This is a genomic window from Kibdelosporangium philippinense, from assembly GCF_021390435.2.
Taxonomy (GTDB): Bacteria; Actinomycetota; Actinomycetes; order Mycobacteriales; family Pseudonocardiaceae; genus Kibdelosporangium; species Kibdelosporangium philippinense.
This window is the reverse complement of sequence record NZ_JAJVCN010000002.1, coordinates 2,337,013-2,351,968: the sequence shown is the minus strand read 5'-3', so window position 1 is coordinate 2,351,968 and position 14,956 is coordinate 2,337,013. Positions and strand designations below refer to the sequence as shown.

General features: G+C 67.2%; 15 protein-coding genes. 6 read left to right on the top strand and 9 right to left on the bottom strand.

Features of this window, described 5'->3' with window-relative positions:
• Positions 1-8 precede the first annotated feature (8 nt).
• The gene (locus LWC34_RS29795) at positions 9-1,121 is read right to left on the bottom strand and encodes an ABC transporter substrate-binding protein (protein ID WP_233728395.1); all 1,113 of its coding nucleotides are present in this window, start codon (positions 1,119-1,121) and stop codon (positions 9-11) included.
• 111 nt (positions 1,122-1,232) lie between these two features.
• On the opposite strand from LWC34_RS29795, the gene LWC34_RS29790 reads away from it, so the two are divergent.
• The gene (locus LWC34_RS29790) at positions 1,233-2,420 is read left to right on the top strand and encodes an RNA-guided endonuclease InsQ/TnpB family protein (RefSeq protein ID WP_233728394.1); all 1,188 of its coding nucleotides are present in this window, start codon (positions 1,233-1,235) and stop codon (positions 2,418-2,420) included.
• 47 nt (positions 2,421-2,467) lie between these two features.
• Here the strand turns inward: LWC34_RS29790 and LWC34_RS29785 are convergent, their stop codons facing one another.
• The 3 genes from LWC34_RS29785 to LWC34_RS29775 all read right to left on the bottom strand — a co-directional run bounded on the left by LWC34_RS29785 (position 2,468) and on the right by LWC34_RS29775 (position 5,244).
• A complete protein-coding gene (locus LWC34_RS29785) occupies positions 2,468-3,589 on the bottom strand; it encodes an ABC transporter substrate-binding protein (protein WP_233728393.1) in 1,122 nt (373 codons plus the stop codon).
• 92 nt (positions 3,590-3,681) lie between these two features.
• A complete protein-coding gene (locus LWC34_RS29780) occupies positions 3,682-4,311 on the bottom strand; it encodes a cupin domain-containing protein (RefSeq protein ID WP_233728392.1) in 630 nt (209 codons plus the stop codon).
• Between the two features lie 87 nt (positions 4,312-4,398).
• Entirely contained in the window at positions 4,399-5,244 is an 846-nt protein-coding gene (locus LWC34_RS29775; protein WP_233728391.1) for an NAD(P)-dependent oxidoreductase, read from the bottom strand.
• Between the two features lie 78 nt (positions 5,245-5,322).
• Between LWC34_RS29775 and LWC34_RS29770 the strand changes: the two genes are divergently transcribed.
• A complete protein-coding gene (locus LWC34_RS29770; RefSeq protein ID WP_233728390.1) occupies positions 5,323-6,600 on the top strand; it encodes an MFS transporter in 1,278 nt (425 codons plus the stop codon).
• Here LWC34_RS29770 and LWC34_RS29765 read toward each other — a convergent pair.
• Positions 6,588-7,337, bottom strand: a complete 750-nt coding sequence (locus tag LWC34_RS29765) for a FadR/GntR family transcriptional regulator (protein WP_233728389.1) — start codon at positions 7,335-7,337, stop codon at positions 6,588-6,590. The genes LWC34_RS29770 and LWC34_RS29765 overlap by 13 nt on opposite strands.
• A gap of 128 nt (positions 7,338-7,465) precedes the next feature.
• On the opposite strand from LWC34_RS29765, the gene phtC reads away from it, so the two are divergent.
• The 3 genes from phtC (at position 7,466) to LWC34_RS29750 (ending at position 9,819) form a co-directional block, all read left to right on the top strand.
• Positions 7,466-8,185 carry a 3,4-dihydroxyphthalate decarboxylase gene (gene phtC / locus LWC34_RS29760; RefSeq protein WP_235730194.1) on the top strand — a complete coding sequence of 240 codons (720 nt, stop codon included), beginning with the start codon at positions 7,466-7,468 and terminating at the stop codon, positions 8,183-8,185.
• 96 nt (positions 8,186-8,281) lie between these two features.
• Positions 8,282-8,605 carry a 2Fe-2S iron-sulfur cluster-binding protein gene (locus LWC34_RS29755; RefSeq protein WP_233728387.1) on the top strand — a complete coding sequence of 108 codons (324 nt, stop codon included), beginning with the start codon at positions 8,282-8,284 and terminating at the stop codon, positions 8,603-8,605.
• On the top strand, positions 8,602-9,819 hold the full coding sequence (locus LWC34_RS29750) for an NAD(P)/FAD-dependent oxidoreductase (RefSeq protein ID WP_233728386.1): 1,218 nt from the start codon (positions 8,602-8,604) through the stop codon (positions 9,817-9,819). Before LWC34_RS29755 ends, LWC34_RS29750 begins: the two co-directional genes overlap by 4 nt.
• Here LWC34_RS29750 and LWC34_RS29745 read toward each other — a convergent pair.
• The 3 genes from LWC34_RS29745 to LWC34_RS29735 are packed head-to-tail and all read right to left on the bottom strand — an operon-like array spanning position 9,796 to position 12,492.
• Positions 9,796-10,788 (bottom strand): substrate-binding domain-containing protein, encoded by a 993-nt coding sequence (locus tag LWC34_RS29745; RefSeq protein WP_233728385.1) that lies wholly within the window; start codon positions 10,786-10,788, stop codon positions 9,796-9,798. The genes LWC34_RS29750 and LWC34_RS29745 overlap by 24 nt on opposite strands.
• Before the next feature lies 1 nt (position 10,789).
• A complete protein-coding gene (locus LWC34_RS29740) occupies positions 10,790-11,803 on the bottom strand; it encodes an amidohydrolase family protein (RefSeq protein WP_233728384.1) in 1,014 nt (337 codons plus the stop codon).
• Complete coding sequence (locus tag LWC34_RS29735) at positions 11,800-12,492, bottom strand: 4-carboxy-4-hydroxy-2-oxoadipate aldolase/oxaloacetate decarboxylase (RefSeq protein WP_233728383.1); 693 nt, start codon at positions 12,490-12,492, stop codon at positions 11,800-11,802. The genes LWC34_RS29740 and LWC34_RS29735 overlap by 4 nt, the downstream gene beginning before the upstream one ends.
• Before the next feature lie 113 nt (positions 12,493-12,605).
• Here LWC34_RS29735 and LWC34_RS29730 point away from each other — a divergent pair, with 113 nt between their 5' ends.
• Positions 12,606-13,898 (top strand): RNA-guided endonuclease InsQ/TnpB family protein, encoded by a 1,293-nt coding sequence (locus LWC34_RS29730; RefSeq protein WP_233728382.1) that lies wholly within the window; start codon positions 12,606-12,608, stop codon positions 13,896-13,898.
• Here the strand turns inward: LWC34_RS29730 and LWC34_RS29725 are convergent.
• Complete coding sequence (locus tag LWC34_RS29725; protein WP_233728381.1) at positions 13,843-14,943, bottom strand: zinc-dependent alcohol dehydrogenase; 1,101 nt, start codon at positions 14,941-14,943, stop codon at positions 13,843-13,845. The two genes, LWC34_RS29730 and LWC34_RS29725, sit on opposite strands and share 56 nt — an antisense overlap.
• Positions 14,944-14,956: the final 13 nt, after the last annotated feature.

Genomic DNA, 14,956 nt, shown 5'->3' with positions numbered 1-14,956 from the left:
CTTTCGGCCTAGTTGGACACCTTTTCGCCGCCTGAGACGACTTTGTCGTACTTCTTCTGCCATTCGTCGCCGTGCTCGACCATCGCCTTGACGTCGATCGGGACGATCTCCACGCCCTTGAGCGGATCGTCGCCTTCGACGACAGCGGGTGTCAGCCCGTCCTTGGCGAGCAGTTGCTGCCCTTCCTCGAGCAGCCAGTCGGTGAACAGCATCGCCGCGGCGGGGTGCGGGGCGGTCTTCATCAGACCCACGCCGTTCGGCCGGGCGATCACGGGCTGGGCGAACGGCAGGAAGTCGACGGGTGCGCCCTTGGCCTTGGCACGGTCCACAATGTACGAGTAGTTCGACGCGACGATCGAGAACTGACCGGCGGACAACAGTTCGCCCTGGACGGTGTGGCCCTTGACGATCTTGGCGCCCTTGGCCATGTCGGCGAACAGGGTGTCGATCTCGGCGTCGCTGCGGCCTTTGGTCTTCCAGTAGCCGTAGAGCGTGAGATACCAGTCGTAGTCGCCGAGTTCCATGGAGAGCTTGCCGTCCCACTTCGGATCGGCGAGGTCCTCCCACCGCTTGGGCTCCTGGCCCTTGGGCACCAGCGTGGTGTTCCAGCTCGGCGCGAACAGGTTGAACCGCGTCGCCGTCCAGCCGTCGAACTGGCCTGCCTTCGGCACCAGGTCCCGCCGCGGTCCCTTGTACTGCGCGAGCATGCCCTCGGTGTTGAGCGCGAACAGTTCGTTGGCGTTAGTCTCGATGACGTCGTTGCCGGCGAACTTGGCCGACTGCTCCTGCAACACGCGCTGCAGCACGGTTTCCGAGCCCGCCCGGTAAAGCTGCACGTCGATGCCGAACTTGTCCTTGAACGCGCCGGTGATCAAGTCCGCGATGTCGCTCGTCATCGACGTGTACAGGTTGAGCGCGTTCCCTTTCTTCGCCAGCTCGACGAGCTTGTCCCGTCGCGCCTGCCCGGTGAGGCCTGCCATCTCCGCGTAGAACGTCTCAGCCGTCGTCGGCTCGCCGCCGCCCGCGTTGCCACTACTCGCTGTCGGTGAGGCACCGCATCCCGTCGCGGCCAGCACGGCCACAAGTCCGAATGCCGCTAACCGCGCCTTTGCGGTCTTCATTGTGACTCCAATCGGCGGAGGCCCGCCTTCAGGTGTGGAGTGGAAGCCGACTCGCCTGGTCTGGGCGTGGCATGCCCGGTTGTGTCGGTACTGGCTGTTAACGTTCGGTTCGTGTCTCGTTACCGGTTGTCGCCGACGCTGGAGCAGGAGGTTGGGCTGCTGGAGCACTGCGCGCACGCTCGGTTCGTGTGGAATCTGGCCGTCGAGCAACACTCTTGTTGGTGGCCAGGGCGTGCCGCCGCGCCGGGGTATTTCGAGCAGGCGCGGCAGTTGACGGAGGCGCGGGCGGAGTTCGCGTGGTTGCGGGCCGGGTCGGTGATGGTGCAGCAGCAGGCATTGCGCGATTTCGCCCAGGCGATGCGGAATTTCTTCGCTGGTACGCATCGCAGGCCTACGTGGCGCAAGGCCGGTCGGCATGAGGGCTTTCGACAGGTCTCGGTGAAACCGGAGCAGATTCAGCGGCTGAACCGTAAGCACGGACGGGTGTGGGTGCGGAAGGTCGGTTGGGTCCGGTTCCGGTGGTCGCGTGCCGTGCCGAATGGAGTCAAGTCGTATCGGATCACACATGACCGGGCAGGTCGATGGCACATCGCGTTCGCCGCAGTCCCGGATCCGATCCCTGCGCCGGGCAACAACCTTATAGTGGGGGTGGATCGGGGTGTGGCGGTGTCGTCGGCGTTGTCGACCGGGGAGCTGCTGAGTGCACCCGGCCTGACATCCGGTGAGCAACAACGGTTGGATCGCCTGCACCGCGCGCTCGCCCGCCGCCAGCGGGGATCGAAGCGGCGCGGACGAGTCCGGCGTGCCATCGCGCGGCTGGCCGCGCGTATCACGGACCGGCGTAAGGACTGGGTGGAAAAGACCTCCACAAGTCTGGCGCGTGGGTTTGACGTGATCCGGGTAGAAAATCTCCGCATCCGGGGCATGACTCGCTCGGCGAAGGGCACAGTGGAGAGCCCGGGCCGTAATGTCCGGCAGAAGGCCGGGCTCAACCGGGGCATCCTGACAAATGGGTGGGGGTTGTTGGTGACTCGGCTGGAGCACAAGGCTTTCGGCCGGGTGGAGAAGGTCAAGGCCGCGTTCACGTCGCAGCAGTGTTCGGCCTGTGGGCATATCGCGCCGGAGAACCGCAAGAGCCAAGCGGTGTTCCAGTGTGTCGCCTGCGGGGTCACCTGCAACGCAGACGTGAACGCGGCTCGAAATATCGCCGCCGGGCGGGCGGTGACAGCACGGGGAGCCCTCCAGCCACTGGGCGGGGCTGTGAACCGTGAACCTCAACTCGCTCCCCTCGCTCTCTGAGTGGTGGTTGTGGGTTGGAATCCCCCGGCTTCTGCCGTGGGAGGACGTCAACTCCTGTCCGGACTTGACAAGAGGATGTCCCCGTAGAGCTGGTCCCACTTCTTCGGGTCCGCGAGCAGTTCCTGCTCCGGCGGCGCCACCACCTTCAGGCCGGCGAGCGGGTCGTCAGCGGTGGGGATGGAGCCGATTCGAAACGCGTCGGCAAGGGCCTGCTGCCCTTCGGTCAGCTGCCAGTCGACGAACAGCATCGCCGCGGCAGGGTTGCGTGCTGCCTTGATGAGCCCGATGCCGTTGGGGCGCAGCACGATGGGTTGTACCGGCTGGCCCGATTTCGGGTGCCATGTGACCGGTGCGCCCTTGTCGGCCGCCTTGTCCACGGTGTGGCTGTAGGAGGAGACGGTGATCGCGAACTGGCCTGCGGACAGCAGTTCGCCCTGGGTCGTGTGTCCCTTCGCGACCTTCGAGTTCGCGGCGATCCGGGAGAACAGATCGCGGGCCTCGGCGTCGGTCTTGCCCTGGCCGATGTAGTACTGGTACATCGCGGCGAACCAGTCGACGTCGCCGATCTCCATCGACACCTGGCCCTTCCACTTCGGGTCGGCCAGGTCCTCGAAGGAGCGGGGCTCGTCGCCGGGCGGGACCCTGCTGGTGTTCCACCCGACGACGAAGACGTTGAACCGGGCTGCCGTCCAGCCCTCGGCCTGTCCCTGGATGCGGACCTTGTCGCGCAGTTCGCCCTTGTACGGAGCGAGCAGGCCTTCCTTGGTCATGATGTGCAGTTCACCGGCGTTGGTGTCGATCACGTCGGTGCCGACGTAGCCGGCCTGCTGTTCCTGCAACACGCGCTGCAGCACGGTTTCCGAGTTCGCGCGGTAGACACTGACCTCGACCTTGTAGGCCTTCTGGAAGCCTTCGACCAGCTTGTCGATGTCGGTGTTGGACGTGTAGACGGAGAGCTTGCCCTCTTGCTCCGCCAGTCGGACGAGCGTGTCGTGGCGTTCTTTTCCGGTCAGACCGTTGATCCGGTCGTACACGGCCGAGGCTTTGGACACCGCCCCGGACGAGGTACCGCCGCCGCGGTCACCGGCCGCGGACGGCGAGGTGCCGCACGCGGAGACAAGCAACACGGTGGCCGCGGCCACCGCGGGTAGGACGGCATGACGTCGCATGTGCGTCTCCGGCAAGGATTGCGGGCCGGCGTCGTCGCCAGCCCTCGTGCACTGTTCCCCTGCGCTGTTCCCCCGCGGAGATGGTGTGAAGGTCAGTCCGAGTTCGGGTCGCGGACCGGCTCGACGATTCCGGCGTGCTCGGCGATCCCGGTGTGCCCGCCGTGCACGGTCCCCTCGGCGATCGCGGCGCGCAGCAACTCGGCGCCTTGGTCCGGCGACAGCTGGACCGAGTGCCGCTCGATGTTGTGCAGGCGCATCGTGCGCAGCAGGCCCGTGTCCTGGATGGCCAGGTACCGCGAGGTGTCGTTCTCGTCGAGGTTGAAGTGCTGGTGCCACGCCCACCTCGGGGGCGCGAACAGGGTGCCTTCCGACCACTCGACGACCTCGACGGGCTCGTCGTCGTAGTTGATGAGTGAGTAGCCACTGCCCTTGACGATGTAGAGGTACGCCTCGGTCGTGTGCCGGTGGCGTACGGACGCCGAACCCGGCTTGAGCTCGGCGAGGTGGGCGTTGAGCACCTCGTAGTCGGCGAGATCGAACCAGTGGCCGCGGTTGTTGCGCCACTTGCGCTCCGGCAGGTCCATCTTGCGCAGATCGTGCGGGACCACGAGGCCCTTGATCGGCGGATGCTGCCGGTTGAACTCGTCCCTCGCGGCGATCTCGGACGCGTCGCGATTCTTCTTCTCGCCGGACAGAACGCCTTTTAGGTAGTCGTCGCGCACTATGGGCTCCTTCGGGTCGAGTAGGTCTGAGTACACCCCAGCGGTGGACTAAAGGTCTAACCTTTCATGGGTACGGTTACCGGAACGTTACCTCGATTCCATGTGGTCAGGGCCGTGCAACGGCCCGCCGGTCAGCAGCCGGGCCACGTCCGCCGCGGTAATGCCGCGCATCACCTGGCGAGCGGTCCGCGCGATCGGGATGTCCAGCCCGACCTCGTTCGCGAGTTCCGCGGTGTTCGCCAGATCCTTGGCGTGCCATGTCAGGCGCATCTGTTCGAGCTCGCGCAGGGTCCGCGAGTCGGTCGGCCCGTCCATCAGCGCTCGGCGCAGCACGGGCACGTCGACGCCGCCGCGCCGCGCGAGTTCCAATGCCTCGGTGATCGCGCAGATCTGTGGCCAGTGCACGAGGTTGTTCGCGGTCTTGCCGACCTGGCCCGCACCGAGCGGACCGAGGTGGTGCACGGCGGACGTCCACGGTTCGAGCAGGGGGCGTACCCGGTCGAGGACCTCGGCGTCCCCGCCGACCAGAAGGTTCACCACGCCCTCCTCGGCGCCGCGCACCCCGCCGGTCAGTGCGGCGTCGAGGACGTCGACGCCGGGTGGTGCGGCGGCTGCCACCTTCGCACAGGTTTCGGGTCGCAGCGAAGAACAGAGCAGAACGACCGCGCCGCCGCGGACACCGGCGAGCACACCGGACTGTCCCAAGCAGACATCGAGGACATCTCGGTCGGTCGGCACGAAAATCGCGACCGCGTCGGCTTCTTTCGCCGCATCGGCCGCACTTGTGGAGACTCGCGCGCCGAGTCCGCGGACCGCTTCGGTCACCGTGACGTCGAGATCTCGGACGGTGACGGTGAGCCCGGCGGCGAGCAGGTGGCGTGCGATGGGCAGGCCCATGGCGCCGAGGCCGATCACCGCAACGGTTGCCGTCATTGGCTGCTCCTCACTGGGGGAGCGCTTCCTGCGGTGAACTAAACGTTATACCATTGTGCCAATAATGAGGAGGGTTTCGTGCGGCGTCTCCTTGCAGGTCTTGCCACGCGTGCACGGGGCGGGGCGGGGCGTGTGTTCCGATCGCTCGCGGTGCCCAACTACCGCTTCTTCTTCATGGGCCACGCGGTCAGCGTCGTCGGCACATGGATGCAGCGGGTCGCCCAGGATTGGCTGGTACTCGACCTGTCCGACTCGGCCGTGGCGCTTGGCGTCGCGACCGCGTTGCAGTTCCTGCCCACACTGTTGTTCGGGCTGTGGGGCGGCGTCCTGGTCGATCGGCTGGACCGGCGTCGCACGATCATGGTCACGCAGGCCGTGAGTGCCGTGCTCGCCGCGATCCTCGCGGCAACCGTGCTCGGCGGGGTGGTTCAGTTGTGGATGGTCTACGTGCTGGCGCTGGGCCTTGGCCTCGTCACGGTGGTCGACGTGCCGGCGCGGCAGGCGTTCGTCACCGAGATGGTCGGGCCGGAGGATTACGTCAACGCCCAGTCCTTGAACTCGACTGTCCACAACGCGGGACGTCTGGTGGGGCCCGCGATCGCCGGCGTCCTCATCGCGGCCGTCGATGTCGGTCTGGCGTTCGCGATCAACGCGGTGTCGTTCGCGGCCGTCCTTTATGGACTCGCGCGGATGGACTCCTCGGCGCTGCGCCGGGCGCCGAGGCCGACGCGTGCGTCGGGTAAGGCCTTGCAGGGCTTGCGTTACGTCTGGGGACATCCGGAACTGCGGGCATGCCTGCTGCTGGTGGCCGTGGTGGCGCTGATCGGCCAGAACTTCCGCGTTGTGCTGCCGTTGCTCGCGCGGGACACACTCGGCGGTGGTCCGGAGGTCTACGGATGGCTGACATCCGCGCTCGGCGTCGGCGCGATGCTCGGGGCGTTGGCGAGCGCAGGCCGCCGATCGGTGACGTCGTGGTCGCTGCTGCGGTGGGCCTGGATCTTCGCTGGTGTCAATGCTTTCGCCGCGTTCACGCCGTGGCTCGCCGCCGCACTGGGCATGATGGTGGCACTCGGCATCGCGAACATCTCGTTCAACACGCTCGCCCGCACAATGCTGCAGATCGGTACGGAACCGCAGATGCAGGGCCGGGTGATCGCCTTGCACAGCCTGGTGTTCCTTGGCAGCACGCCGATCGGTGGCCCGCTCACCGGATGGCTGTGCGAGCAGTGGGGTGCCGGGGCCGGGTTCCTGCTCGCCGGTGTGGCGTCCGGGGTCGCGGCGCTCGCGGGCACACCGTTGCTGCGTCGCTCCCGGTCAGCCGTGTCCGAGATGAAGGCGGACGCTCAGGAGGTCTGAGCGACGCGGTCCGCCGTGCGCTGCAGGTGTGTGCGCATGATCTCGGTCGCGGTCTCGACGTCACCCGCTGCCACCGCGTCGACGAACTTCGCGTGTTCGGTCGCGCCCTTGCGGCCCATCAGCGGCGCCCGTGTCTTGGCTTCCCTGAGCGACATGAGCATCGGGCCGTGGAAGCTTTCCACCAGCATCTCGATGGCGGGGTTGTGTGTGCACGCCGCGACCTTGGTGTGGAACTCGGTGGAGAGCGTGAGCGAGTAGGTGCCGTCCTTGAGCGCGGCCTTCTGCCGGTCGCAGATCTCGCGCAGTTCGGCGATGTCCTCCTCGGTGGCGCGCTCGACCACCATCGGGACGATGCCGAGTTCGAACACCATCCGCGCCTCGGTGACCTGGGCCGCGGTCAGCGGGCTGAGCCGGAGCAGATCGGCGAGGCCTTCGCCGAGGCGCGAATTGCTCGGCTGGGTCACGAAAGCGCCGCCGTGGGCGCCGACGCGGATGTTGACCAGACCACCGGCTTCCAGTACCCGTAGCGCCTCGCGGACCGTCACGCGGCTGACGCCGAACCGGTTGCACAGTTCGCGCTCACTCGGCAGGCGGTCACCGGGGCTGAGTTTGCCCTCGTGGATGAGCATCTTGATCTGGTCGACGATGACCTGGGAAACGCGCCCCAACGAGACCGGGCTGAACAGGTCCGGCTCTGGCGCCGGCTTGCCGGAACCGGTCTTCTCGTCGACGGCCATGGGCCCATCCTCCCTCGTCGAGCCACGTGGCGCGACGCTGACGCGCGGCCGGGGTCGCGGTTGACGACCTACGGACTAACCGCAAAAATAATCATACCAATAGTCCATAACAGGCTGGGGAGGAATCCCTGAAGAGGACGGTCGCCCAGGCGTGCCGCGTGCTCGCGAACGCCGGTCTGGCCGAGGACATCCTCGGTCATGTCAGCCTGCGCACCGGACCGGGCACGATGCTCGTGCGGTGTCGAGGACCTCGTGAGGAAGGCCTGCTGTTCACGCTCGACGAGGACATCCGGCAGGTCGGCCTCGACGGTGGTGGCGCGGACCTGGAGGACTGGTCGGCGCCCCAAGAACTGCCCATCCATGCGGAAATCCTGCGGACCCGCCCTGACGTGGACGCCGTCGTCCATTGTCATCCGCCGTCCGTGCTCGCGGCCGCACTCGCCGGTGTCCAGTTGCGCCCCATCTTCGGCGCGTACAACATTCCTGCCGCCCGGATGGCGCTCGACGGTATTCCCATCTATCCGCGCAAGGTTCTCGTTCGCACCACGCAACTCGGCCGCGAGTTGGTCGATGCCATGGGCCAGGCGCCGGTGTGCGTGCTGGCAGGCCATGGCATCGTGACGGTCGGGTCGGGGGAGTACGCCGTCGAGCAGGCCGTCGTGCGTGCCCTGAACCTGGACGTGCTGGCCCGGATCAACGTCGAGCAGGCGCGGCTTGGCGCCCGCGCCGCCGACCTCACGCCCGAGGACATCGCCGAACTGCCCGATCTGGGCTCGTCGTTCAACGACCTGAACCTGTGGCGCCACCACATCGCCCGGCTCCGGCTGGCCGGGCTTGACCTGGGCTGAGCCGGAACCATCCCGGGTGACGTAGTTCCGATATGGCTGCTCGTAAGGTATTATGGTTAGACCATTGGTCATTCCGTCCGGCGAGAGGACCCGACAGTGCCCAAGGTCACCTACGTCGCGATCGACGGATCGCGCAGCACGATCGACGCGGTGGCCGGCGACTCGGTCATGTCGACGGCGGTCCGCAACGGCGTGCCCGGCATCGTCGGGGAGTGCGGCGGCAACATGTCCTGCGCCACCTGCCACGTCTACGTCGACGACGAGTTCGCCGCGCGGGTCGGCCCGCCGGGCGACCTGGAGGACGCGATGCTCGACCTCGGTGTGTCCGACCGTCGCGCGACGAGCAGATTGTCCTGTCAGATAGCGATTTCCGAAGAACTCGACGGTCTGATCGTGGCAACCCCCGAAGAGCAGCCGTGACCGGCGGGGCGCTGATCGTCGGCGCGGGCCAGGCCGGCGTGCAGCTCGCGGTGTCGTTGCGGGACAACGGGTACGACCGGCCGATCACGTTGGTCGGCGCCGAGGCCCGGACTCCGTACCAGCGGCCGCCCTTGTCGAAAGCGTTCCTCGCGGGCGCCGCGGGCGCCGCGGGCGCCGCGGGCGCCGCGGGCGCCGCGTCGCTGGAGCTGCGCACCGCGGCGTTCTACGACGCGCACCGCATCACCGTATGGCCCGCTGAGCGGGTGACCAAGCTCCACTTGTCCTCAGGGCCGCGTGGCAGCGGAGTCGTGTTGACGGACCACGGCTGCACGATGGTGTTCGACCGGCTCGCGCTCACGGTCGGCGCGCGACCGCGGCGGATCGACGTGCCCGGCGCTGACCTCGACGGCGTCTGCTACCTGCGGACGGCTGACGACTCGGACCGGCTGCGTGCGCACCTCGCGGTGGCGAGCGACGTCGTCGTGATCGGCGGCGGGTTCATCGGGCTCGAGGTGGCATCGGTGGCGCGATCTCAGGGCAGGACGGTCACCGTCGTGGACGTGGCCGACCGGCTGATGTCCCGCGCGGTCGCGCCTGTGGTGTCCGAGTTCTACCGCCAGGCACACGTCCGCCGAGGGACCGCGGTGCGTCTCAGCACGGGGGTCGCGGCGATCGAGGGCGTGGGTGACCACGTCACCGGTGTCCTCCTCGATGACGGCACCCGCCTTCCCGCCGACGTGGTTCTGGTGGGTGTCGGAGTGGTGCCGCGCACCGAGTTGGCCGAACAACTGGGGCTGGAGTGCGTGGGCGGGATCGTCGTCGACGAGCTCGCCCGCACCAGCGAGCCGTCCGTGGTGGCAGCAGGCGACTGCACTGTCATGCCCAACCCGTTGACGGGCGAGGGCCGAATCCGGCTGGAGTCGGCGCCCAACGCGATCAGCCAGGCGAGGATGGCCGCAGCGACACTCATGGGGGCACCCGCCCCGGCGCCCGAGGTGCCGTGGTTCTGGTCGGACCAGTACGACTTGAAGCTGCAGATCGCCGGTGTCGCCGACGGTTACGACCGGTACGAAGTGGACGGTGACCCCGACGCGGAGCGGTTCTCGGTGCGGTACTTCCGTGGCGGTCGGCTGTTGGCCGTCAACGCGGTCAACAGCGCGCGGGACTATCTGGTGGTGCGCAAGGAACTGTCAGATCACCGCCGACTCGCCTGACTCGGGGGCGAACAGCTCCTCGGGGCTTAGCAGGCGTTTCGACAGGCCTTGCTCGTGGTGATAGTGCAGGAACGTCTCCAGCGTGTGGCGGTTGGACTCCAGGCCGTAGGACCAGTAGTCGGTGCCTAGCGTCCGCTCCGCCTCCTCGATGTGCTGGTTGAGCCACGGCACCATGAACCGCAGCGCCGAGGAATCGTAGAGCTGCTTGCGCGCTTCCTCTTTGGCCAGAGCGAAAGCCTTGTACAGCGACGCGGCGACCCAGGGCGAGCGTTCGTAGACGTCCCGCCGGATCACGACGACGTGCATGATCGGGAAGATCCGGGTCGCCGCGAAGTACGCCTGCTCCGCGCCGACCACGTCGTCGAAGAGCCGCCGCACCCGAGGATCCCGCGCGGCGAACGGACTCGGGATGCGCGGGGTGATCAGGGCGTCGAGGTCTCCGCGTGCCAGCATGTCCGACAGAGTGCGTCCCGCTTCGACGCGCTTGACCCTGATGTCCGCGGGCAGGTTGAGTGCCTGCTTCTCGACCCGGCCGGGCTGTTCCTGCCCGCCGGTCAGGTGGGTCATCGACTCGATAGGGAGGCTGTGGTGCTCGGCCAGGATGCCCCGGATCCACACTGACGCGGTGAGCTGGAACTCCGGCGTGCCCACGATCTTGCCTCGCAGGTCGGCAGGTGTGGTGATCCCCGCTTCGGCGTTGACGTAAACCGAGCTGTGCCGGAAGCTGCGCGACGTGTACACCGGGATCGCGATGAACGGTGCCGGATCCTGTTGCAGCGAAACGACATACGAGGACAGTGACATCTCGGCCACCTCGAACTCCTGATGCCGCAGCATCCGGAAGAACGTCTCCTCCACTGGCAGCCGCAGGTAGGTCAGCTCGATGCCGTCCGGCCGGATCGTACCTTCCCCCAATGCCCGCGTGCGGTCGTAGTCGCCGCATGCCAATGTCAGCCGTAGCCGGGCCATGTCACCTCACAAGTAGCTTGTCCAGTCTGGGGTACACGCGCCGCGCGTTGCCTTCCATGATCTTCGCGCGGTCTACTTCGGACAGATCCAGGTTGTCGATGTAGCGCTTGGTGTCGTCCCAGTGGTGCCCGGTTTCGGGGTCGATCCCTCGTACGGCGCCGAACATCTCGGACGCGAACAGGATGTTCTCGGCACTGATCACCCGGTGCAGTAGATCGATCCCGGCCTGGTGGTACACGCAGGTGTCGAAGAAGACGTTGTTCATCACGTGCTCCGAGAGCGGCGGCCGGCCGAGCCGGTCGGCGAGCCCTCGGTAGCGGCCCCAGTGGTAGGGCACCGCGCCACCGCCGTGCGGGATCACCAGCCGCAGTGTGGGGAACCTGCCGAACAAGTCTCCTTGCAGCAGCTGCATGAACACACTCGTGTCGGCGTTGAGGTAGTGTGCGCCGAGCGTGTGCGCCGCGGGGTTGCACGACGCGGAGACGTGGATCATCGCGGGGACGTCCAGCTCGATAAGGGCCTCGTAGAGCGGGAACCAGTACTCGTCGGTCAACGGCGGGGCCGTCCAGTATCCGCCGGACGGATCGGGATTGACGTTCGCGCCGACGAACCCCAGCTCATCGACACAGCGCCGCAACTCCGCGATCGAGTCGTCGAGCGTGCCACCGGGGATCTGCGGCAGCTGGCACGCGCCAGCGAAGTGGTCAGGGAAAAGTTCGACAACCCGGTGCACGAGGTCGTTGGACGCCCGCGCCCATGCTCGTGCCGTCGGCGCGTCGGGCACGTGGTGTTCCATGCCTGCGGCCTTGGGAGAGAAGATCATCAGGTCGCCGCCGCGCTCCCGCAGCATCGCGAGCTGGGTGGTCTCGATGCTTTCGCGGATCGCGTCGTCGCTGATCCCGGCGGGCGCCGGGGCCGGCAGGCTCGGGTCGGCCAGCCTGGCGAGTTGGGCGTCGCGAAACGCTTGGTGCTCGCCGGGCGCGGTCGTGTAGTGGCCGTGCACGTCGATGATCATTCGGTCCGCTCCTGGTCGACGTACGTAAGTCCTTTGGCAGCGAGCCTGCCGCGCATGTCGGACACGTCAAGGCTCAGCTCGCCGGCAAGGTAGCGGGCCCGTGAGGCGGCTTCCTTCTCGTCACGGGCCTTCGATGCGGCGAGGACCGACTCGGCCGCGTGCCGAGGGACGACCACCACGCCGTCGTCATCGGCGACGACCACGTCACCAGGCCGCACCAGTTGGCCCGCGCACACGAGCGGCAGGTTGACGTCGCCGAGCGTTTCCTTGACCGTGCCGGTCGCACATACCGCGCGTGACCACACGGGGAATCCCATGTTGGCGAGCTCAGCGACATCCCGGCAGCCCGCGTCGATGACCAGCCCGCGTACACCTCGTACGTGCACGGCTGTCGCCAGCAGCTCGCCGAAGTAGCCTGCGTCAGACGGCGACGTGGGTGACGCGACAAGGATGTCGCCCTCCCGACATTGCTCGACGGCCACATGCAACATCCAGTTGTCACCGGGCGGCACGCTCACGGTGACAGCGGTGCCGCTGACGTGCGCACCCGCGTAGATGGGACGCAACCGCGACGCCATCAGGCCAGTTCGGCCCTGCGCCTCGTGGATTGTCGCCACCCCAATCGATCCCAGTTCGTCCACGATGGACTTGTCCGCGCGGGAGATGTTCCTGACGACGACTCCGGTCATAGTGACTCCAATCGGAGGATGCCCCTGCCTTCAGGTGCGGAGTGGAAGCTGAGCCGGCTGGTCCGGGCGTGGCATGACAGGTGGTGTCGGTCCTGGCTGCTAACGTTAGGTCTGTGTCTCGTTACCGGTTGTCGCCGACGCTGGAGCAGGAGTTGGGGCTGCTGGAGCACTGCGCGCAGGCTCGGTTCGTGTGGAACCTGGCGGTTGAACAACACTCGTGGTGGCGGCCGGGGCGTGCTGCGGCGCCGGGGTATGTGGAGCAGGCGCGGCAGTTGACCGAGGCGCGGGCGGAGTTCGCGTGGTTGCGGGCTGGGTCGGTGACGGTGCAGCAGCAGTCTCTGCGGGATTTCGCCCAGGCGATGCGGAACTTCTTCACGGGTACGCATCGCAAGCCGTCGTGGCGTAAGGCGGGCCGGGATGAGGGCTTCCGGCAGGTCGCGGTGAAACCGGAGCACGTTCTGCGGCTCAACCGCAAGCGGGGGCGAGTGTGGGTGCCGAAGGTCGGATGGGTTCGGTTCCGTTGGTCGCGTACCGTCCCGAATGGAGTCAAGTCGTATCGGGTCACCCGTGACCGGGCAGGTCGATGGCACATCGCATTCGCTGCGATCCCGGATCCGATTCCCGCGCCCGGCACCAACAAGGTTGTGGGGGTGGACCGAGGCGTGGTGGTGTCGGCTGCGTTGTCGACTGGGGAGCTGCTGAGCGTGCCCGGCCCGACATCCGGTGAGCAGCAACGGTTGGATCGCCTGCACCGCGCGTTCTCCCGCCGTCAGCGGGGATCGAACCGGCGCGGTCGGGTCCGGCGTGCGATCGCGCGACTGACCGCGCGTATCACGGACCGGCGCAAGGATTGGGTGGAGAAGACTTCCACCGGTCTGGCGCGAGGGTTTGATGTGGTCCGGGTGGAGGATCTGTCCATTCGGGGTATGACCCGTTCGGCGAAGGGCACTGTGGACAAGCCGGGCCGTAATGTGCGGCAGAAAGCTGGGCTCAACCGGGGCATCCTGACCAACGGGTGGGGGTTGTTGGTGACCCGGCTGGAGCACAAAGCGTTTGGCCGGGTGGAGAAAGTCAGTGCCGCGTTCACGTCGCAGCAGTGTTCGGCCTGCGGGCATATCGCGCCGGAGAACCGCAAGAGCCAAGCGGCTTTCCAGTGTGTCGCCTGTGGGTTTGCCTGCCATGCCGATGTGAACGCGGCAAGGAATATCGCCGCCGGGCGGGCGGTGACAGCGCGGGGAGCCTTCCAGCCACTGGGCGAGGCTGTGAACCGTGAACCTCAACTCGCTCCTCTCGCTTTCTCCAGTGGTGGTTGTGGGTTGGAATCCCCCGGCTTGAGCCGTGGGGAGGACGTCAAGGCAACACCGACACGTGGATGGCGCCCTCGTCACCCGAGGCAACGGTCTTGATCGCACGGTCCACGTCGGACAGTCCGAATGTGTGGGTGGTCAGGCGTTCCAGCGGGAACCGGCCGGACGCCAACTGCGCGAGGGCGAGTTCGACGGCGCGGTGGCTGTGCCCACGAGCGCTCTTGATCGTGATCGCTTTCTCCGTCACCTTCTTTACCGGGAAGTCCGGGAACGCGGCCAGTTCACCCTGGATCACGAGCGTGCCCGCACGACGCTTGAGCGCGTCGATGCCGAGCAGGACAGGTGCTGTACCGGCGCCTGCGGTGCAGTCGAGGACGACGTCGACGCCCTTGCCGCCGGTGATCTCCCGGACCTTGGTGAGCGGATCCTCCACCAGGACGTCGGTGACGTGGTCGGCGCCGAGGGCCTTCGCCAGCTCCAGGCGCGCGGCATCCCTGGTCGTACCGGTCACGATGATCAGCGACGCGCCTGCCTGCTTGCACGCGACCGTCTGCGCGAGTCCCTGCTGACCGGGCCCCTGGATGAGGACCGTGGAGTCGTAGCCGACGCCCGCGTCGAACAAGGCCCACTCGATGCCGTTGGACATCGGTGTGACGATCCCGGCGAGCTCGGCTGACACGCCGTCCGGCACCTTGTGCACCACAGCGTTCCACGGCAGGTACAGGTGGCTCGCGAACCCGCCCCACAGGTGGTACTGGTTCTCCGCTGAGGTGTAGCCGTAGCGGCGGGCGTCCGGGTTGGTCCGCCAGTCAGTCCACTCGCAGTGCTGGTACTGACCGAGGTGGCACCACTCGCAGCGCCGGCACGGGACGTAGTGCTGGACGAACGCCCGGTCGCCCTCCGCGAAGCCCTGGCGTTCGCGGAACGTCCGCCCGGCCTTCTCGATGACGCCGACGTTCTCGTGCCCCATGATCACGGGATCCTTGATCATCGGCTTGGCGTACATCTTCACGTCCGTGCCACAGATGCCGGCCACCTCGACACGCAACAGCGCGCCGTCGTCGGGGATTTCCGGCATCGGGTACTCGCGGTACTCCGTTGTGCTGGCGCCCGTGCGCACGGCCGCGACCACTGTGTCAGTCATGGTCTTATGGTAT

What these genes read in the sequence shown, in the direction of transcription:
- LWC34_RS29785 (WP_233728393.1), bottom strand. Translation starts at nt 3,589, where the DNA reads ATGCGACGTCATGCCGTCCTACCCGCGGTGGCCGCGGCCACCGTGTTG.
- LWC34_RS29740 (WP_233728384.1), bottom strand. Translation starts at nt 11,803, where the DNA reads ATGATCATCGACGTGCACGGCCACTACACGACCGCGCCCGGCGAGCAC.
- LWC34_RS29735 (WP_233728383.1), bottom strand. Translation starts at nt 12,492, where the DNA reads ATGACCGGAGTCGTCGTCAGGAACATCTCCCGCGCGGACAAGTCCATC.
- LWC34_RS29725 (WP_233728381.1), bottom strand. Translation starts at nt 14,943, where the DNA reads ATGACTGACACAGTGGTCGCGGCCGTGCGCACGGGCGCCAGCACAACG.
- LWC34_RS29775 (WP_233728391.1), bottom strand. Translation starts at nt 5,244, where the DNA reads ATGACGGCAACCGTTGCGGTGATCGGCCTCGGCGCCATGGGCCTGCCC.
- LWC34_RS29765 (WP_233728389.1), bottom strand. Translation starts at nt 7,337, where the DNA reads ATGGCCGTCGACGAGAAGACCGGTTCCGGCAAGCCGGCGCCAGAGCCG.
- LWC34_RS29795 (WP_233728395.1), bottom strand. Translation starts at nt 1,121, where the DNA reads ATGAAGACCGCAAAGGCGCGGTTAGCGGCATTCGGACTTGTGGCCGTG.
- LWC34_RS29745 (WP_233728385.1), bottom strand. Translation starts at nt 10,788, where the DNA reads ATGGCCCGGCTACGGCTGACATTGGCATGCGGCGACTACGACCGCACG.